Origin of the sequence: Aeromonas sp. 82P (assembly GCF_051919365.1) — a bacterium.
Lineage (GTDB): Bacteria > Pseudomonadota > Gammaproteobacteria > Enterobacterales > Aeromonadaceae > Aeromonas > Aeromonas veronii.
The window spans coordinates 327,046-346,928 of record NZ_JBQBEV010000001.1; the positions used below are offsets into that span (position 1 = coordinate 327,046).

Here is a 19,883-nt window from a genome sequence, read left to right on the forward strand (position 1 = left end):
TATGCAACTGCTGCGCATCCGCATCCCAACCTTCCGCAATCTGCGCAATCTCGACATCGATTTTGCAACACATTTGAAGCCAGCAGTAAGCGCAACAGATGCACCTCCGAAACCTATCCGTAGCCATGCACTGATTGGCCAGAACGGCACAGGCAAGTCCAACCTGATCGAGGCGTTGATCACCATCTTCCGTGATGTAGATCTCGACCGTGAAGCAGCATTCGATTATACGTTGGAATACAGCATTCGCGGCCATGCAGTACGTATTGAGGCCGATACTGCCAAGCAGAAGCGCCCCTATGTATGGGTAGACAGTAAAGCTGAATCACAGGGCTTTTTGCTGAAAAACCGTGAGCTACTGCCTGCGCATATTTTTGCCTATTACTCGGGTCGCAACGAGCGTATCGAGGCATTGTTTCAAGAGCACCAACGTCGTTTCAACCAGCGCCAGGAAATCACCACTGACGAAGTCCTGCCCGAACAGCTGCTGGAAAACTTTACCGGATCCGATGCGAATATACGTGCAATTGAAGAAGCCAAACGCCGCAGTGATGCACGACTGAAACAATCAGGCGACGACCGGTTGCGCCGCCTGTTTTATTGTCGCGGCGGCCACAGTCAGCTGGTGTTGCTGGCTTGCCTACTATCGGACGATCCCGTATTTCAGAAGGTACTCAAAAATCTGCACATTGAGTCGCTGGAATCAGCACTATTTGTGCTGAAAGAACCGCACCGCCTGCGAGAAAAGCGCCGTGGTGGCAAGTTCGACGAACAAGAGCTGAACGAGGGCGATCCACGCTTCTGGTATGCCCGTGGTAATGTGGTAAGCGAGTTCCTAGACAAACTCTGGCAAGTGTCTTGGGCACCGATTGAGCAAGAGGCGACCAAACAGATCGACTTTCGTGGCCGCACCGAAAAGCAAAAACAGCTGTACCTTTTCGTGCCAAGTCAGGAAAAGCTCAAACAACTGGGCGAACTAATCGGCAGCACCGACAGTTTCTTCCGCTATGCAGAAGGAGCCTACATTGGTGACCTAATCGAAGAAGTGCGCATCACGGTGAAGAAACGCGATGAACATGGCGGCAAGGTGAACTTTACGCATCTGTCAGAAGGCGAGCTGCAAATGCTAACCGTGTTGGGACTGATGCGCATCACTCGCGAAAACCACTGCCTATTTCTGCTTGATGAACCAGATACCCACCTGAACCCGATCTGGAAGCTTCGCTATTTTGACGATATCGAAGGAGTATTGGGCAATACCCATGAAGGTGGCTTCAGCAGTGCATTTAGTAGCAGTGCCTTTGATACATCCACCGGACATTCGCAAATCCTCATTACCACCCACGACCCCATGATGGTGGGCAGCTTGAAGCGAGAGCAGGTACATATACTACGTCGTGATGGTAACCGCACCCTTGTCGATAATCCGGATGAACATCCTCAGGGGATGGGTGTAACAGGGCTACTCAAGAGCGACTTGTTTGGTTTGTCGTCCACGTTGGACATAGAGACCGAGCGCCGCTTGTTCCGCAGAAATGAACTCTTCGTACAGTCTCCTCGCACCCCTGAAGAAGATGCCGAGCTATCGCGACTTTCTGCCGAACTGGCTGACCTCGGATTTTCAACCTCCGACTTCCGCGACCCGGATTACGCGCTATTCGTGCGCAAGATGGCGCAACACAGACGCTTCCGTAAATCCACTCTCACACCGCAAGAGCAGGCCGAACAAGATGCGATTGCCGATGCCATCATTGACGAAATATTGCGTGAGGAAGGAGCCCAATGATCTGGATTGACCTAGAGCACAAGCGACCGACCGATACTGACATCCCGAACTGGACACCATGGACACAAGAGAAATGGGATGCTTGGTTGGCGAAATCGGCCCAACTAATAGCAGCGTTGGCCGCTTTGGATGCTGCAGGGAAACGAGATGAACGCAACACGCTAATTGATTCCAACAGTGCGCACTGGGGTGCACTAAAGGAATGGCTGTTAGCTTTGTCAGCGGGTAAGTGCTGGTTTTCAGAGGTTCGCGAGCTGTACTCACATTACGATGTGGAGCATTTTCGACCCAAGAAAGAAGCTAAGGCATTGGATGCAAGCCTGCGTGATGGTTACTGGTGGCTGGCATTTGACTACATGAATTTTCGCGTGTGCGGTAATGTAGGTAACCGTAAAAAAGGTGGATGGTTTCCACTCAAGGGCGGCTCACTGTGTTCTACCTACACCGATCCCTGTGAGGAATCCGAAACACGTTATCTACTCGATCCTATTGATGACGATGACGTTGCGCTTATCGCCTTTGACGAAGAAGGGAAGGTCATTCCTATGCCTGGTTCCTCTGCTTGGGAGCAGGAGCGAGTCAACGAGACGGTAAAGCGACTCAAACTCAATGAGCATCCCCCCCTAGCAGAAGCTCGCCGCAAAGTCTGGCAGCAAGTGGACAAACTAATCGATGACTTTACAAAAGCTAAAGCCCGCTGCACGACAGGCAATAATCCAGCAGCCAAAGCGAAGCTTACCGAAGTTCGAGCTCGCGTGCGCGAAATGACCAGCCCGACAGCTGAACTATCGGCTGTCGCTCGTTGGTGCTTGTTGATGCGCAATAATCCACAACTTTCCAAGTTAATTGGGTAAGGAGTACACATACTTCCCTGCTTGCTCATTTTTACTTGATGCAATCGATAAACCTTATCACCGCCGATGTAAAAATGCCCCACTAACGCCGGAGTAAAGTTGACCCACCTGGGCCAAGATCGTGGCTTTTGAGCTGCCCCCATTTTGACCCAGGAGTTATCAGTGGAAATCAGAGTGTTGGCCCGTCAGGGCATGAGCATCCGGGCTATCGCCCAGCAATTGCGGGTGTCCAGTAACACGGAGCGCAAGTATCTGCGTAACCTGGGCCTGCCAATCTATCCCAGCCGAGCAGCTCGCCCAACCAAGATCGCCCCCTTCAAACCCTATCTGCAAGCGCGTATCCAGGCTGCGAAACCATACGGGATTCCGGCGACGATGCTGCTCAGGGAACTGCGAGAGCGTGGTTACACTGGTGGGCTCTCCCAGCTCAACCTGGTATCACCTCAGCACCATGATGCTCTAGGCACCATCGTCCGTTTTGCCCTCCCCCGGTAAACAGATGCAGGTCGATTTCACCATTATCCGCAAGCGGGATGCCTATGGTGACGGCGACTATCGTTGGCACCCGGCCCTGCTCGCCCTGGCCGAAGAGCTCGGTTTTCGCCCCCGCGTCAGCCATCCCTACTGGACCCAGACCAAAGGCAAGGTCGAGCGTTTCTAGGGCTACCTCAAGCGCAGTTTTGTCACACCACAGGCTACCACCCTCAACAAGGCAGGGCTGGCGCTGGATGTGTCAACCGCCAACGCCCATATCGGTCCCAGGCTGCAAGACATCGCCAACTAGCGTAGTCATGGCACCACCGGTGAAGCCCCGGCTATCCGATCCGATTACAGCATGAGCTGCATCATTTTCTCCCCCTGTCACAGGTGCTGCTCGTCAGTCCCTGCACCACGGCCACGGCGCGCCCCATGCCGCTGGAGAGCTTGCAGCATCCGCGATCGGTATATCAGGCGCAGCTGGAGGTGAACGAATGAACTTGCAGCATGAACGCCTGATGGCCTTGAGCCAGACGCTGCGCCTAGAAGTGAATCGGCGAAATTAGCCAGAGTGGGTCAGTTTTCGGGCGGCGTAGACAAAACCTGTAAAGCTAACCCTCTCCTCGAGCCTATAAGGATCCTGAAACAGCATGAGATGCAGTCCGAATTTGGGGGAGCAATATTCCAGATAGATAAGAATCCGCCCCCATCAATTCCAGCACACCAAGGTATCTCACCCCCTTCAAACAAGATGGCCAACATTCCAGAGAGAAAAACGGCACGAAGTTTCCAGATAGATAGGAAATCTTCGATCAGGATTCCACATAACTCGTTCTGAGCAGGCATTCCACTATGTGGAAAATTCGCACCACTTTTCCAGATAGATAGTTATGTGGAAAGAAACTGGACGGGAATTGGTTGGGAATGACAGTGTTCATTCCATGGCTACACATTCTGCGTGATTCCACGCAACCATGTTTGACGCGAGCGAACAAAATTCAATACTTTCAGTACGTTGTTGATTTTTTCCTGAGCAGAGTCCATGGTGATATGGAATTTTGTCACACGATCACCTAATTACGAGCTCATAACCATGAACAGCATCGTCATCCTGAGCATCTTGTTTGCATTCCTGATAGGCTTTGGCGCCTTTGCCGCATGGCTGTATATCGAAAAGCGTCGTATGGGTGCTTCGGATAAATGACCCGCTATTTTGCTGAACGGACCTCTTTTGCCACGCACGAAATCAGATGGCGGGAGCAACCCAACATCTCCTGGATCACCGAGTAGCTGTGTCCGGTGCTCAATAACTGTGTGATGTGCTGACGCTTCTTCTCATCTTTCTGGCGACCACGGTATTTCCCCTCATCCCTGGCCTTGGCAATACCCTGCTGTTGCCTGCGTCTGCGATCTTCATAGTCTTTGCGAGCTACTGCTGCGAGCATATCCAGCAGCATGCCATTTACAGCCTGCAAGATGGCGCTGGTGAACTCGGAGCGGCTGTCCCCCTGTAACGCCACCCAGGAAGTAGGAAGCTCAGGAGAAACGATGGAGAGCTGTTTCTGCGCAAGCAATTGCTTCAGTGTTTGCCAATCCGTCTGATTGAGGCGAGCCAGACGATCAATCTGTTCTACCAGCACAATGTCACGATCTGCAGCGTCACGGATCAGCCGCATAAGCTCAGGCCTGTCCAGCGTCGCCCCCGACTCATTCTCTACATAGAAACTGGCAATCTGATGGCCATGCTCAGCAGCAAAACCAATCAGCAGCTCTCGTGCCCGCTCAGCATCCTGTTCCACTGTCGATGCACGTAAATACGCCCTTATGAACATTGAAACCCCCATCGGTCTGTTTAAATTGGTTCCCAATTATTAGTTCAATATAAATGGTTTCAATATGATTTTCGAGAGGGTATTAAGTGGTTTTTATGGGGTATACCTTTTTAGAACCACTACATGACGCTCGAAACACAACCTTTCGATAGCCTTTTGATCTGACAGCACAAACTTTAAATGTGATCCGTCATCACCAAGTCGCTTTTGAGTTGTATTTGAGTATTTAAGCGACGTTGCTCACCATTCCTGATCTGCTGAATGGGATGCCAAAGGAGGAAATCTACAGAAGCTGGGCTTTGAGGTGAGTCATCTTTTCGACTCACCGAACAAGCCAGCAGCCAAGCGCAGCGCGGCAGGCTACTGGAAGTTACGTACAAAAGCCCAACCATGTGGCACCATACTAACCAGAACTCTGTCTCAAACGACCAAATGGCCGTACCAATATGAAACCCGACAGCGATGTTATTCACCAGCTGATTACCCTCGCCAACAGCAACCCCCAAGTGCAGGTGCTTTGGCTTTACGGCTCCCGTGCCAAGGGAACTGCAGGTCCTGCCAGCGACTGGGATCTGGCGGTGGCCTTTGATCCAATCAAACAGAGTGGACCACTGGGTACTGCACTGGAAAACCGCTTGCGCCCTGAACTGCTCGCGCTGGAGTGGCAACGTGCCCTGGGGTTGGCAGAGGGGAAACTTTCGGTCGTCGATATCAATCAGGCCCCGATTCCGTTGGCTTTTGCGGTAGTAGATGCAAATCGTCCTCTCTATAGCCGTGATGAGGGGCGGCGTTTGCAAGAGGAGGCGCGGATAATGTCGCAGATGGAACTTGGTTATCCCCATCGCCAAGCCTATATCAGCAAACATCATTCTGAGGAGTGGAGTAAAGATGAGTGATAACGCCTATATAGGAGCTTTACGTATCAGCCTCTCGCGCTATAAGGCCGAGCTGTCAGAGATACGGGCTATTCTGGCGCTGCGGGCGCTTTCCAATCTGGAGTACCGCGCAGCTGAGCGAACTCTACAAGTGTCTATCGAAGCGTGTATTGGCGTGGCAAAGCACTGGGCTAAAGCATTGGCAAGTCATACCCCACAGGATGCCTATCAGGCATTCGAAATCCTGGCCCAGCGTGGTGAGCTATCCCCCGACACCTTAATCGGCTGGCGCAAGATCATTGGCCTTCGCAATGCGCTGGTGCACGACTATCTGAATATTGACCCCGAGATCATCCGTAGCGTCATTGCTCAAGGCTATAGCGACCAGCTGTTCACGTTTGCAGAGCAAGGTCTCGACTGGTTGGCTGCCCATATTGATTGAAACTTCGACGTCATATCTCCGTTTACCGTCTCTTACCCGCTATAGGGGATAAGTGTTAAATACCGCCTATAGCGTGTAAGTTATATTTACCTCCTATAACAGGTAAACATTGATATACCTGCCATAGCGTGTAAATTGGAAGAAGGCACGCTACCAGGTTGTCGAATCATGAAAGTAACCAGCGCCAAGCAGCTGAGCGCCTGTATCAAGGATGCCAGGCTTTCTCAAAAGCTCTCTCAAGGCAAAGTGGCCGAGAAAGTGGGGATTAGGCAAGACACAGTCTCCAGCTTCGAGCTCAATCCTGAGTCCACCAAGCTGGAAACCCTGTTCAAGATCCTCGCAGCGCTCGAATTGTCAGTGGATATCAAACCCCGCAATGAGTCATCCGAGAGTCCGGCATCGGGCTGGAAGGAGGAGTGGTAATGGCCAATCTGGCTGTCTACATGAACGGCTATCGGGTAGGCACATTCACCAAAACTACCAGCGGCGCCCATCAGTTTCAGTACCATGAGTCATGGCTAGCACAACCGGGCAGCCGTCCGATCTCACTCTCCATGCCATTACGCCATCAGGCCTACCGGGGCGATGAAACCTATAACTTCTTCGACAACCTGCTGCCAGATAATACGGAGGTGAGAAACAGGGTTGTAGCACGCTATCAAGCGGCATCAACCCAGCCCTTCGATCTGCTCAGTTGCATTGGCCAAGATAGCGTAGGGGCATTACAGCTGGTTACCGAAGGGCACGACGTTCCAGATGTCAGGCGAATCGACTACAAAGCACTTTCCGATGACGAGCTCGAGCAGATCCTGACCAGCTACAAATCAGGAATCCCTTTGGGGATGGTCAGAGAGCAAGAGGAGTTCCGGATCTCTATCGCCGGGGCGCAAGAAAAGACTGCGCTGCTCTATCTCGATGACCGTTGGTACTTGCCACTCAACGCAACGCCGACAACCCACATTATCAAACTCCCTATCGGCAAGATTGAAAGCCACTCCTACTCGATAGACCTCTCCCAGAGCGTAGAAAACGAATATCTCTGCACTCTGATTGCCAAGGAGTTTGGTCTACCCGTACCTCACTGCTTCATGATGCAGGTTGGCCAGGTCAAAGCACTGGCTGTGGAACGCTTCGACAGACGTTACGCTGCCGATCGCAGTTGGATCATGCGCCTTCCCCAAGAAGATTTCTGTCAGGTATTGAATGTTCCGTCAGCACGGAAATACGAGAACCATGGAGGACCGGGAATCACTGACATCATGAAAACCTTGCTGGGCTCTGCGACACCAGAACAGGATCGCTACCTATTCATGAAATCTCAGGTCCTGTTCTGGCTGCTGGCGGCCACCGATGGCCATGCAAAAAACTTCTCGGTCTTTATTGAGCCGGAAGGGCGTTTTCGCCTGACCCCTTTTTACGACATCCTATCTGTCTATCCAGTATTTGGCGGCCGAGGCCTCAACCGAAGGGACGCCAAGCTCGCTATGGGCCTAGCAAGCAGCAAGGGAAAGAAGTACGCCATTGAGCAGATATTCCCGCGTCATTTCTTCCAAACGGCGAAAGCTGTGGGATTTGAGCGTTCTGCTATGGAAGAGATCCTGACAGAACTGGCCAACTCCGTTGATGATGTTATTGAGCGCGTTACACAGCAATTGCCAGCAGGCTTCCCCGATACCATCAGCAGCACCATTCTAGAGGGCCTAAAAGCCCGCTCAGCCAGGCTGATAAAGGGCTGGGATTAAAATGGCGGTATGTGGGATGACTGCACGGTTAGCCAAACTACCTATGGGAAACTTGCACGGTTCGAAGAGTAAAGCGGCTTTCCAGGTTCCGGACGGTGCTACAGTCGGTTCAAAATATGTTCAAAACTCACCTAAAAAACGGTTTTAAGTGCGTGTGGTGGCATCACGTTGATTCATATGGGAAGGCTGCACGATCGAGAATGGACTATGTGGGAACGCTGCACGATAGCAGAAACCCGTGAGCGGCCTCTCAATATGCTGTTTTAGTTACTTTTACCCCAAGCGGCCCCCGAAAAGTCACTAAAATATTGAAGATAATAGATTATTTACATTCTGCATCGGCAAGTAACGCCGCACGACAGACAATAAAAAGCCCGGGTTCATCCCGGGCTTTTTATTGTGCGTTTTTTGTCCGCAAACCTAGAGGCGACGCAGGCACCACATGAAGTAAGCGCCCCCTAACAAGGTGGATACCAGCCCAACCGGCACTTCCTGCGGGAAGAGGATCTGCTGGCCGACCCAGTCCGCCGATACCATCAACAGGGCGCCGGAAGCGGCGGCCCCAAGCAGGTGCCAGCGTGCCCGCACCAACCCCATCAGCTTGGCCATATGTGGTGCCAACAGACCGACGAACGAGAGCGGCCCCACCACCAGGGTGGCGCTGGCGGTGAGCACGGCCACCAGCAGCAGGATGGCGAGCTGGGCACGGTTGAGGCGAATGCCCAGCGCGGTCGCTACAGCACTTCCCATCGGCAGCAGATCGAGCCAGCGGCTCACCAGCAGGCAGGCGGCCAGCATCAACAGCGCCAGCCCCACCAGCCCATAGGCCACCGGCAGGGTGACGTAGTAGGTGGAGCCGGACATCCAGGAGAGCAGTTGCTGCACCCGCATGTCGCCGTTGGCCAGCGCGATGGCCTGCAACGGCTCGAACAGTGCCGTGATGGCAATACCTGAGAGCAGGATCCGCTCCGGCTGGAAGCCGTGCTTGCGATTGACCACCACCAGCAGCAACAGGCAGCCGAAGGCACCGAGCAGGCCACCGACCAGCATCAGCGGCAGGGGCAATGCAGGCAGCAACAGCGCCGTAGCTATCACCCCCATAAAGGTGCCGCCGCTCACCCCCAGCAGCTCCGGGCTCGCCATAGGATTGTTGCTGACCCGCTGCAACAGGGTGCCCGCCAGCGCCAGCAGCACACCAGCCGCCCCAGCCGCCAGAGTGCGCGGCAACCGCCACTCCAGTTGGGCCTGCCAGCGCAGCCAGCTTGGCCAGCTCCAGCCCGTCATCCCCTGTCCAACCAGCAGGGAGGCGACCACGGCCAGCAGCAGCCCGACCAGCAACAGGCCAATAAGGCGAGCCGGCGCCGGGTGGAGGGCCACCAGCAGGCCGGCGTTTGCCTTCGGCGCACCCGACTTGATGCCAAGGCGCGGGATCAGCCAGAGCAGCAGCGGCGCCCCCAGCAGGGCAGTCATGGCGCCGGTGGGGATCAAGACTGGCCAGAAGCGGCTCAGGCTCTGCAGCAGCAAATCGGTCGCCGCCAGCAGCAGGGCGCCGAGGATCGGAGCCCACAACAGGCGCTGGCCGAGCTGGCGGATCCCGAGCAACCGCACCATGGCGGGCGCCGCCAACCCGATAAAGCCGATCAGCCCCACCACGCTCACCACGCAAGCGGTGACAAACACCGCCAGCCCCAGTCCGGCAAAACGCAGATGCTGCAGGGAGACCCCCAGACTGCGGGCGCTGGCATCATCCAGCTCCAGCACTGCCAGCGGGCGCACCAGTACCGCGGCCAGCGCAGCGGCTGCCAGCAGGCGAGGCAACAGGTAACTCACCCCGCTCCAGCTGTTCTGCACTAGCGAGCCACAGCCCCACACCAGCAAACCTTTCAGCTCCTCCTGAAAGAACAGCAAGAGCCCCATGCTGATGGCCGCCAGATAGAGGTTGATCACCAGCCCGGCAAAGACGATGACCACCGGATTGAGCTGACGACGCCAGGCCAGGGCAAACACCAGTGCCATCGCAAGGCTGCCACCGGCCATGGCGATCCACTCCCGCCCCAACAGCAACCAGGAGGGGGCAAACAGGGTCACCATCATCAACGCCAGTTGGGCACCGGAGGCCACCCCCAAGGTGGTCGGTGACGCGAGCGGGTTGCGCAGCACCTGCTGCATCAGGGTGCCCGCCAGCCCGAGCGCCGCCCCGGCCAACAGGGTGACAGCCAAGCGGGGCAGCCAGCTGAAATGCACCACCGCTTGGCTGACATCATCCAGATTGGGGGTGAAGAGGCTCTGCCACCAGAGCGCACCGGGCAGCTGGCGAGCCAGCTCCCAATACGCGAGCAAGAGGGTCAACCCCAGCAAGATCGAGACCGGCCGCAGCAGCGGCGATGTGAGCAGTCGCTTCATCGGCTAGCCTCCATACGCTCGGCATCTTGCAACAATGCATCGCTGAGCAGACCGGCGAAACGGCGGGCGGCCAATACGCCGCCAAAACTCCAGACCGCAGGCAGATGCAGCACGGGCGCCTGCCGTACCAGCGGCAGATGCTGCCACAGCCCAGGCTCCTGCAGCCGTTCGCTCACCCCTACCGGGATGGGATCGACCACCACCAGCCGCGCGGTTGGCAAGGTCATAAACTGCTCGATGCTGACCACCGAGAAACCCCAGTCATTGGTCTGCTCCTGCCAGCCATTTTGCAGCCCGAGCCGCGTCATCACCGCATCGAACAGGCTGTGGCGACCAAACACCCGCACATGGCGCTCATCGATAAACTGCACCACCAGCAGGGGCGGCAGATCCGCAGGCAATCCGGCCTGCATACTGGCGAGATCCCGATCCAGCCCGGCCAGCAGCCGTTCGCCCTCGGCGGTTTTGCCCACCATACGGGCGAGAGTCAGGGTCACCTCGTGCAGCCGCTGCCACAGATCGGTTTGCCCATCATAGAGGGCGATGGTGCTCACCGGCGCGATGCGGGAAAGAGTTGGCACCAGCGGGGCCGCCAGCGGCGAGATGAGGATACGATCGGGTTTGAGCTCCGCCAGCAGCTCACGGTTGGGCTGGGTGCGCAGGCCGATATCCACCACTCCGGCAGGTAGCAGTGGCTCGCCGACCCATGCCTGATAGGGGCCTGCATCCCCAACGGCCAGCGGCGTCACCCCGAGTGCCAGCAGGGTCTCGGCGATGGTCCAGTCGACGGTGGCGATACGGGGTAGCGGCGCAGAAGCGATCGAGGATGTGTCGGCCTGCGCCACAAGTGGTAACAACAGGCTGATAAGGCAGGGAGCCATCTTCTTCAATAAACGGTTCAAGAGAGTCCCCCGGTCAGACGATGGCGATGGGATGAGCATGAGCCGGGTGGCGAATCACCTCCATCGGAATGCCATAGATGGCGTGCAGGGTCTCGCTGGTCATGAGCCCTTCAGGTTCGCCGTGGGTAAGCAGGCGGCCGGAATGGAGCGCCACCAGCCGATCGCAGAAACGGGAGGCCATATTGATGTCGTGAATGACGATGATGACCCCGAGGTTGAGCTGGCGACTGAGCTGTCTGACCAGGGTCAGCACCTCCACCTGATGGGCCACATCCAGCGCGGCCAGCGGCTCGTCCAGCAGGATGAAGCGGCTCTCTTGGGCCAGCAGCATCGCCAGCCAGACCCGCCCCCGCTCACCGCCGGAGAGGGTATCCACCAGCCGATCGGCAAAGCGTTCGGTATGGGTAAGGGCGATGGCCCGATCGACCTGACGGTGATCCTCCGCCCCCATCCGGCCCAGCAGGCCACGCCAGGGATAGCGGCCCATCTCCACCAGCTCCCGCCCGAGCAGATTCTCGGCGCTCGGCAGATGCTGGGGCAGATAGGCCACCTGACGGGCAAACTCCCGATTGCCCCAGTCGGGCAGCGGCTTGCCATCGAACAGGATCTCGCCGTCGCTGAGAGGTTGCTGGCGTGCCAGCAGCTTGAGCAGGGTCGATTTACCCGACCCATTGTGGCCGATGAGGCCATAGACCTGTCCCTGCTCGAAACGCAGGTCGGTGGGGTGCAGCAGCGTGCGGTCATTGACCGTGAAGCTGGCTGATTTCATCTCAAACATAAGCAATTCCTGTGCTGGCTTGCCGCCAGTCTCATCGGTGCCGGCATCAAGCTGGCACCTCGCAATCCAGATGGGCGATCGCATCACGGCTCACTTCGGCGCGGCGTGCCCCGGTCAGTTCGGTGAGCTGGCCCTGACGCATCTCCAGCAGGCGATCGGCCAGCGGGAAATAGTGATCATCGTGACTGATGGCAATTACCGTCTTGCCCATCTCCTTGAGGCGAGGCAGCAGCACCTGATAGAAGATGCGGCGGAACTGGGGATCCTGATCCGCAGCCCACTCGTCAAACAGCATCACTTCGCGCTGCTCGGCCAACGCCAGTAGCAGGGCGACCCGCTTGCGCTGCCCTTGGGAGAGATCGATATCGGCGATAAAGCCATCCTCGATGGTGAGCTTGCTGCCCATCTGCAACCGCCCCAGCCACTCGGCCACCAGCTCATCTTTGGGTTCCGGCCCCAGCAGGTGCTGGAACAGGTGATAGTCGGTGAAGATGGCGGAGAAGAGCGCCAGATAGCCGTTGCGATCAGAGACCGGCTCACCATCCAGCAGGATCCGGCCCGATACCGGCTGGTAAAGGCCGGTCAGCAGCATGGCCAGCGTCGACTTGCCGGATCCATTGCCACCGATGATGAAGATCTGCTCCCCCTTTTCGATGACCAGATCGATGGGGCCAACGGCAAAGCCGCCCTCCCCCTGATAGTGAAAGCTCACCTGCTCCAGCTCGATACGCTGCCAGGAGCGAATGGCGGGCGGCAGCGGGAAGTCCGCATCCGGCTCGGCCAGATTGAGGGCAGCAATCTTGTCGAACGCCACCTGAGCGGCAAGCAGGGTCGGCAGGGCGCCAATCCCCTGCAACAGCGGGGTGCGCAGGAACAGCAAGGTCAGCGCAAAGGTAGCAGCCACATTGGTGTTGGCCCAGCCAAGGCTGTTGGCCAGAAAGAAGACCAGACCGATGGCCCCCAGCATCATGATATTCGACCAGTTCACCGCGCTCAGGTGATAGGTGTCGGCGCGAATGATCTGCTGGCGGTAGTCACCGGCATTTTGCTCATAGAGCTGGTGATAGACGAAGTGAGCCCGCTCGCGGTTGAGCGCCAGCTCCTTGCTGCCAGCGATGATGGCCTGATAGTTCTGATAGAGCCGATCTTCGGCCTGACGCATGTGGGAGAGATGGCGATAAACACGGTTCACCAGCAACCAGCCCACCACCATGATGACGGTGACCCAGAGGGCGGTCACCCCGAGCAGGGCCGGAGAGAGCCAGCCAAGGTAGAGGGCTGAGCCCAGCGTGAGTACCAGCCCCTGCACCAGCTCCGGCAGGCGCACGAAGGCGATGGTAATCTGGCCGATATCGCTGGAGAGGGAGGCCAGCAGTGGCCCCTGACCAATCTGGCGGATGCGGGCGACATCGGTATCCAACAGTTGCTTGAGCAGACGGCCACGCAACCGGTAGACAAAATGGTGACCGAGAGTGGTCAGGGCCAGCTGAGATCCGAGTGTGATCACCAGCAGCAGCACAATCAGGCCGACCAGCTGACCGAGGATCGGCAGCGGATCACCTATAGATTCGATAAGAGACTGATTGATAAAAGCAATGACGCCAATCCCGCTGACTGCACTGAGCAGACTGAGCAGGGTAATGGCGATAAAGGGCCAACGATATTGACGATAAACCAGAGACAAGAGTTCCATAACGGACCGGTATTCCAGAGAGATCAGAACAACTGCGGGTGAAAAGAAGGGCGGGAATCCGGTTCCCGCCCGACTTCGATTACCAGCGGTAGTTGATGCTGCCCACTACGCTGCGCGGCTCGCCGTAGTAGCAGTAATAGTCACAACTGGCCACGTAGGTTTCACCCAGCAGGTTGTTGACGTTGAGCTGGGCGCGCCAGTTCTTGGCGAAGTCATACCCGATCATCGCATCCCAGACGGTATGGGCCGGCACCTCGGCAGAGCCGTAGATGGGGGTGTAGTCCGCATTCACGGCGCCAATACCCACGCTGGAACCGATATAACGTACACCGGTACCCAGCTCCAGACCCGAAGCCACCCCTTGCTGCACCTTGTAGTTGCCCCAGAAGGAGGCCTGGTGGCGAGGGATCAGGCTGGCACGGCGATCGCCACTGCCGGTGTCGTTGGTTTTGGCATCGGTGTAGGTATAAGCAGCGGTCAGACGCAGCGCATCGGTCACCTGCACGCTCCCTTCCAGCTCAATCCCCTGAGAGGTCATCTCGCCAGCTTGGGTCTGCTGGCCTGAGCCACTGGAAACCAGAGCGTTACTTTGCTCCAGATCGAACAGCGCCAGATTGATGTAACCGTCGAGGAAGGCAGGCGCATATTTGACGCCTGCTTCATACAATTTTCCCTCACGGGATTTATATGAAGTTTTGGTATTCGGATCGATCCCGGGCAACATCAAGAACGACTCAGAATAAGCAAGATATGGCGAGATGCCGTTGTCGGCCAGATACATCAAGCTGCCGGAAAGGGATAGCGCATGATCGTACTGCTTTTCATCTCTATCATATGTTTTGCTGATGTTATGGGTCTCGACATAGTCAAAGCGACCACCTCCTGTCAGCAACCAGCGATCGTCCCAACGGATCTGATGCTGGGCATAGATCCCCTCTTGAGCCATGGTTGTTTTTTGGTAAGTGGCCGTTGACTCATCAAATCCAGAGAAGCCGCTGTAATCCGGGTTCTGGGTGTCTATGGTTCCCATCCATGAATCCGCTTCCATCCCCTTGTTGACATGACGCTGCAGATCCACCCCAAGCAGCAGGGTCTGCTCGGTGCTGTCGGTGTTCCAGTAGCCCACCATCTGATTATCCATAGTGGCACTCTTGGTATTGCCATCCCGATAGATCATGCCACGGCCACGAACCGGCATATTTTCATCAGGTGTCGCGGGCCAGGCAGCCCAAGGATAGATATAGGTCTGGCGCAGCAGCAGATCGTTATAGTTGAACCGAACCTTCTGCTTGAACTCCCAGCTCTGGTTGAGCTGGTGGGCCAACTCATAACCGGTGGAGAGCTGGGTGTTGCGGTTGCGATCGTAATCCGGCTGGCTCAGGTTGGTGGAGGGATCAATCTGGCCACCTGACGTATTCAGGGTGCCATAGACCGGGAAGAAGCCGTTGGTCGGGACTCCTTCGTCGTGCAGGAAGCTGGCCAGCAGGGTCAGGCTGGTACGATCCGAAAGATCGAAGGTGAAGCTGGGCGCCAGATAGACGCGATCGTTGTAAGTGCCGGTAAGCACGCCATCACGCTCTTTATAAAGAGCAACCATGCGGTAGCGGCTGCTGTCGGAGAGCGAGTCAGAGACATCCACCCCGACCTGACGATGATCCCGGCTGCCCAGTTGCAGATCCACCAGCCCTTGCGGCGTGGCGGTCGGTCGCTTGCTGATGGCATTGATCACCCCGCCCGGAGGCGCTACGCCATAAAGCATTGAAGCGGGCCCCTTCAGCACTTCCAGACTCTCTAGGCCGAACGGTTCCGGCGTCCAAAGATAGTAACCAGAGCCAAACAGGATGCTTCCATCGAGATAGGAAGCAGCATCGAAGCCACGCACCTTGAACCAGTCGGTGTTGTTGTCTGAGCCATAGAGGCCGGTCAATACACCGGAACGGTAGCGAATCGCTTCATCCAGCTGCAACACGGCGTGCTGATCCAGCTCCTCGCGATTAACCACGGAGACGGCGCGAGGGGTCTCGGCCATCGGCACTTCCACCTTCATAGCCGTACCTGTCACCACCATGGTTTCGCTGGCTTTGGGCAGCTCAGCTGTGGTTTGTTCGGCCATCAGCGGCAGGGAGACGAGCAAACCGGAGAGCGAAAGCACGCCGAAGGCGCCCTTCTTGCCGGGTCCTGTAGTGTATTTTTGCGCAATCATATTAAAGTCTCGTTTATCAATGAGTTATGTTGTTTTAATTGTTATTTGTGGTCGTTTGTCACGACATCACCCTGTTCCATGGGCGAATAAAGCAGCGCAATCCTACTACAGGAGCCGTGATCGAATCGATTCAATAATTGCTAATCATTTGCATCTACATTGTTATCTGACTGCATCGTAGGCAGGATTCCGCGGGAGATGGGAGCCATCAGGAGAGCTATGAGCGGAGAAGAAAATGGAGAGGAATATAAAGAAGCAGAAAAAAGATCAGCAGGATGGATCCGGTGGCATTATCTGACTGGATCCATTATCCCCAAGCTTTATCCATATTTATCCACACCCTTTGGCGGTAGAATCCGGCTTTCCGTTTCTTTGTCTGAAATCAGGATCCATTCCATGGCCAAACTCAATCTCGTCGTCGGCTCCATGCTGGGCGCCGCCGAATATGTCGCAGACCACGTCGCCAACCTGCTGGAACAGGCTGGCCACCAGACCCGGATCCACAACCCGGCCAAGCTGGCAGAGGTGCTGGATGATGCGGGATCCATCCTGCTGGTGGTCACTTCCACCCATGGTGCCGGGGATGTGCCCGACAACCTGCAACCCTTCGCCAAGGATCTTGCCGAGCAGCATCCGGATCTTAATTCATTGAAATATGGCGTGATCGCCCTTGGCGACAGCAGTTATGACACCTTTTGCCAGGGTGGCAAGACGCTGGATCGGCTGCTGGCCGAGTGCGGTGCCAGCCGGATCGGCGAGCGACTCGACATTGATGTGACCCAACACGAGATCCCCGAAGATGCCGCAGAAGTGTGGATCCGCGACTGGATGACGATGATCGCCTGATCAGCGTACGGGAGATCCTGAAAAAAGCTTGATCTCCCCACTTATCCCCAGATCGACTATCCACCATGTTATTAACAGATTGATCCGGGGGAGTTGTTCTACAAGGTTACCCACAACGCCCAGGGGTAATGTGCATAACTACGGTGTAAAGCTCTGCAAAACCTATAGTTATCCATGTATTAGATCCAGACCGACAGACCTCTGTGTATAAAAGCCCTGGTTATCCCCTCGTTCACCGGGCCAGGATCCAAGCTTTTCCACAAGCTAGGATCGTCCTTAAATTAATGATCTTTATGATCAAAAAGTGCTTATCAACAGAAAGGGCGGATCCTAATAAGAGATCCAGTAAAAGATCGATCTAAAGATCCTTAAGATCTAATTAGTGGATCCTCTCTTCATACTGAACGTTAAGTAGACGTTCCCCTCAGGACGCGAAACAGATAGAATGTTCCGCCCTTTAGCCCAGGCAAATAAAGATCTTCAGGCGTGCAGATCAAGGTGATCCCAATGCAATACCATGAACAATTTGATGTGATCGTCGTCGGTGGCGGTCATGCCGGAACCGAAGCAGCAACAGCGGCAGCCCGTATGGGCATGAACACCCTGTTGCTGACCCACAATATCGATACGCTGGGACACATGTCCTGTAATCCGGCGATCGGCGGGATCGGCAAGGGACACCTGGTCAGGGAAGTTGACGCACTCGGCGGGATCATGGCGCGTGCCATTGATCTTGGCGGGATCCAGTTCCGCACCCTCAACTCCTCCAAGGGCCCAGCAGTGCGAGCCACTCGTGCCCAGGCGGATCGCCTGCTCTACAAGGCTGTCGTTCGCCAGATGCTGGAGAACTACCCGAACCTGAAGATCTTCCAGCAGGCCTGTGACGATCTGATCATGGACGGGGATCGTGTTGCCGGTGTGGTCACCCAGAGCGGGATCCGCATCAGTGGCAAGACTGTGGTGCTGACGGTCGGTACCTTCCTGAACGGTTTGATCCACATCGGAATGGAAAACTACAAGGGCGGCCGTGCCGGGGATCCTCCCTCGATCGCCCTGGCCCAGCGCCTGCGTGAACTGCCGCTGCGCATCGATCGTCTCAAGACTGGCACACCGCCGCGCATTGATGCCCGCAGCGTCGATTTCTCCGTCATGCAGGAACAGCATGGCGACGATCCGCGCCCCGTCTTCTCGTTTATCGGCGATGCCAGCCAGCATCCCCGTCAGGTGCCTTGCTACGTCACCCACACCAACGAGCGTACCCACGAAGTGATCCGCAATAACCTGGATCGCAGCCCCATGTACGCCGGGGTGATCGAGGGGATCGGCCCGCGCTACTGCCCGTCGATCGAAGACAAGATCACCCGTTTCGCCGACAAGACGGCGCACCAGATCTTCGTCGAACCGGAAGGCCTGACCACCCACGAACTCTATCCGAACGGGATCTCCACCAGCCTGCCGTTTGACGTGCAGGTGCAGATCGTCCGTTCCGTGCGCGGCTTCGAGAACGCCCACATCACCCGCCCCGGCTATGCCATCGAGTACGATTTCTTCGATCCGCGGGATCTCAAGGCCAACATGGAGAGCAAGTGCATTCCAAACCTGTTCTTCGCTGGCCAGATCAACGGCACGACCGGTTACGAAGAGGCGGCGGCACAAGGCCTGATGGCCGGCCTGAACGCGGCACTGCGTGCCCAGGACAAGGATCCCTGGAACCCGCGTCGGGATCAGGCCTACATGGGCGTGATGATGGATGATCTCTCCACCCTGGGGACCCGCGAGCCTTACCGCATGTTCACCAGCCGCGCCGAATATCGCCTGCTGCTGCGGGAAGACAACGCCGATATCCGCCTGACAGCCATCGGTCGCGAGCTGGGTCTGGTGGATGACGAGCGCTGGAGCAAATTCAACGCCAAGATGGAACAGGTCGAGCTGGAGCGTCAGCGCATGCGTTCAACCTGGATCCACCCGCAACATCCGTCACTGGAAGCGGTCAACGCCCTGGTCAACACCCCGCTGACCCGCGAACAGAGTCTGGAAGAGCTGCTGCGTCGCCCCGAGGTGACCTATGATGCGCTGATGGCCATCGAAGGTGTCGGCCCCTCCGTGACCGATCCTGCCGCGGCCGAACAGGTTGAGATCCAGATCAAGTACGCCGGTTACATCGAGCGTCAGCACGATGAAGTGGAGAAGCAGCTGCGCAACGAGAACACCTTGCTGCCGCTGGATCTGGACTATCGCGATGTGAATGGCCTCTCCAACGAGGTGAAAGCCAAGCTGAACGATGCCAAACCGCAGACCATTGGTCAGGCTTCCCGCATCTCCGGCATCACCCCGGCGGCCATCTCCATCCTGCTGGTTCACCTGAAAAAACACGGCTTGCTGCGTAAAACCGCCTGAGGAATCCCATGTTGGAAAGATTGAACGGCCTGCTCATGCAGGCCGGAATTGTTATCACCGATACCCAAAAGAGCCAACTGGTGCAGTTGGTCGAGTTGCTGCACAAGTGGAACAAGGCTTACAATCTCACCTCGGTGCGAGATCCGGACGCCATGCTGGTCAAGCATATCCTCGATAGCCTGGTGGTAAGCCCCCACTTGCACGGTGAGCGCTTCATCGACGTGGGGACAGGTCCTGGCCTGCCGGGATTGCCGCTGGCGATCATCAATCCGGACAAGCAGTTCGTCCTGCTCGACAGTCTGGGCAAGCGGATCAACTTCATCCGTCAGGTGATCCAGGAGCTGGGGCTGACCAATGTGACGCCGGTCAAATCCCGGGTTGAAGAGTATCAACCCGAGGTGGGATTTGATGGTGTACTGAGTCGGGCATTTGCCTCGCTGGAGGACATGCTGAGCTGGTGTCACCACCTGCCGTCAGAACAGGGCTGCTTCCTGGCACTCAAGGGACAATATCCCGAGCAGGAGCTGGCCCAGTTGCCTGCCAATATCCGTCTGGTAGCCTGTCATGAGTTGCGGGTGCCGGAGCTGGAAGGCGAACGTCATCTGCTGGAATTCAAACATATCCAGCCCGAATAGGGTCGCAGTTTCATTTAG

The 19,883-nt window shown here is 56.5% G+C and carries 15 protein-coding genes and 1 pseudogene; 10 read left to right on the top strand and 6 right to left on the bottom strand.

The window, feature by feature from the left end; translation table 11 throughout:
• Position 1: 1 nt before the first annotated feature.
• From ACTG2S_RS01505 to ACTG2S_RS01515, 3 genes and pseudogenes are all read left to right on the top strand, one after another.
• The gene (locus ACTG2S_RS01505) at positions 2-1,786 is read left to right on the top strand and encodes an AAA family ATPase (protein WP_287872878.1); all 1,785 of its coding nucleotides are present in this window, start codon (positions 2-4) and stop codon (positions 1,784-1,786) included.
• On the top strand, positions 1,783-2,640 hold the full coding sequence (locus ACTG2S_RS01510; RefSeq protein ID WP_411588363.1) for a hypothetical protein: 858 nt from the start codon (positions 1,783-1,785) through the stop codon (positions 2,638-2,640). The genes ACTG2S_RS01505 and ACTG2S_RS01510 overlap by 4 nt, the downstream gene beginning before the upstream one ends.
• A 141-nt stretch (positions 2,641-2,781) precedes the next feature.
• Positions 2,782-3,615, top strand: a pseudogene (locus ACTG2S_RS01515) (IS21 family transposase).
• Positions 3,616-4,325: 710 nt separating this feature from the next.
• Here the strand turns inward: ACTG2S_RS01515 and ACTG2S_RS01520 are convergent.
• Complete coding sequence (locus ACTG2S_RS01520; RefSeq protein WP_439981900.1) at positions 4,326-4,985, bottom strand: recombinase family protein; 660 nt, start codon at positions 4,983-4,985, stop codon at positions 4,326-4,328.
• Between the two features lie 410 nt (positions 4,986-5,395).
• Here ACTG2S_RS01520 and mntA point away from each other — a divergent pair, with 410 nt between their 5' ends.
• The 4 genes from mntA to ACTG2S_RS01540 all read left to right on the top strand — a co-directional run bounded on the left by mntA (position 5,396) and on the right by ACTG2S_RS01540 (position 8,008).
• On the top strand, positions 5,396-5,845 hold the full coding sequence (mntA, locus tag ACTG2S_RS01525; RefSeq protein ID WP_160836704.1) for a type VII toxin-antitoxin system MntA family adenylyltransferase antitoxin: 450 nt from the start codon (positions 5,396-5,398) through the stop codon (positions 5,843-5,845).
• A complete protein-coding gene (hepT, locus tag ACTG2S_RS01530; protein ID WP_042013332.1) occupies positions 5,838-6,266 on the top strand; it encodes a type VII toxin-antitoxin system HepT family RNase toxin in 429 nt (142 codons plus the stop codon). Before mntA ends, hepT begins: the two co-directional genes overlap by 8 nt.
• A gap of 168 nt (positions 6,267-6,434) precedes the next feature.
• Positions 6,435-6,689 (top strand): helix-turn-helix domain-containing protein, encoded by a 255-nt coding sequence (locus ACTG2S_RS01535; RefSeq protein ID WP_017410478.1) that lies wholly within the window; start codon positions 6,435-6,437, stop codon positions 6,687-6,689.
• The gene (locus ACTG2S_RS01540; RefSeq protein WP_019841146.1) at positions 6,689-8,008 is read left to right on the top strand and encodes a type II toxin-antitoxin system HipA family toxin; all 1,320 of its coding nucleotides are present in this window, start codon (positions 6,689-6,691) and stop codon (positions 8,006-8,008) included. Before ACTG2S_RS01535 ends, ACTG2S_RS01540 begins: the two co-directional genes overlap by 1 nt.
• Positions 8,009-8,428: 420 nt before the next feature.
• On the opposite strand, the gene fhuB is transcribed toward ACTG2S_RS01540, so the two are convergent.
• The 5 genes from fhuB to ACTG2S_RS01565 form a co-directional block, all read right to left on the bottom strand.
• The gene (gene fhuB, locus ACTG2S_RS01545) at positions 8,429-10,411 is read right to left on the bottom strand and encodes a Fe(3+)-hydroxamate ABC transporter permease FhuB (RefSeq protein WP_439981902.1); all 1,983 of its coding nucleotides are present in this window, start codon (positions 10,409-10,411) and stop codon (positions 8,429-8,431) included.
• Entirely contained in the window at positions 10,408-11,292 is an 885-nt protein-coding gene (locus tag ACTG2S_RS01550; protein ID WP_274161046.1) for an ABC transporter substrate-binding protein, read from the bottom strand. The genes fhuB and ACTG2S_RS01550 overlap by 4 nt, the downstream gene beginning before the upstream one ends.
• A gap of 34 nt (positions 11,293-11,326) precedes the next feature.
• Positions 11,327-12,091: an ATP-binding cassette domain-containing protein gene (locus ACTG2S_RS01555; protein WP_151286442.1), complete on the bottom strand. Its 765-nt coding sequence runs from the start codon at positions 12,089-12,091 to the stop codon at positions 11,327-11,329.
• A gap of 46 nt (positions 12,092-12,137) precedes the next feature.
• Positions 12,138-13,784 (bottom strand): multidrug ABC transporter permease/ATP-binding protein, encoded by a 1,647-nt coding sequence (locus ACTG2S_RS01560; RefSeq protein WP_274161034.1) that lies wholly within the window; start codon positions 13,782-13,784, stop codon positions 12,138-12,140.
• Between the two features lie 79 nt (positions 13,785-13,863).
• Complete coding sequence (locus ACTG2S_RS01565) at positions 13,864-15,987, bottom strand: TonB-dependent siderophore receptor (protein ID WP_274161035.1); 2,124 nt, start codon at positions 15,985-15,987, stop codon at positions 13,864-13,866.
• Positions 15,988-16,383: 396 nt separating this feature from the next.
• Between ACTG2S_RS01565 and mioC the strand changes: the two genes are divergently transcribed.
• The 3 genes from mioC (at position 16,384) to rsmG (ending at position 19,865) form a co-directional block, all read left to right on the top strand.
• Entirely contained in the window at positions 16,384-16,833 is a 450-nt protein-coding gene (gene mioC / locus ACTG2S_RS01570) for an FMN-binding protein MioC (protein ID WP_033138545.1), read from the top strand.
• Positions 16,834-17,340: 507 nt separating this feature from the next.
• Positions 17,341-19,230: a tRNA uridine-5-carboxymethylaminomethyl(34) synthesis enzyme MnmG gene (mnmG, locus tag ACTG2S_RS01575; protein ID WP_120416009.1), complete on the top strand. Its 1,890-nt coding sequence runs from the start codon at positions 17,341-17,343 to the stop codon at positions 19,228-19,230.
• 8 nt (positions 19,231-19,238) lie between these two features.
• On the top strand, positions 19,239-19,865 hold the full coding sequence (gene rsmG, locus ACTG2S_RS01580; RefSeq protein ID WP_041202839.1) for a 16S rRNA (guanine(527)-N(7))-methyltransferase RsmG: 627 nt from the start codon (positions 19,239-19,241) through the stop codon (positions 19,863-19,865).
• The last annotated feature ends 18 nt before the right edge of the window (positions 19,866-19,883 follow it).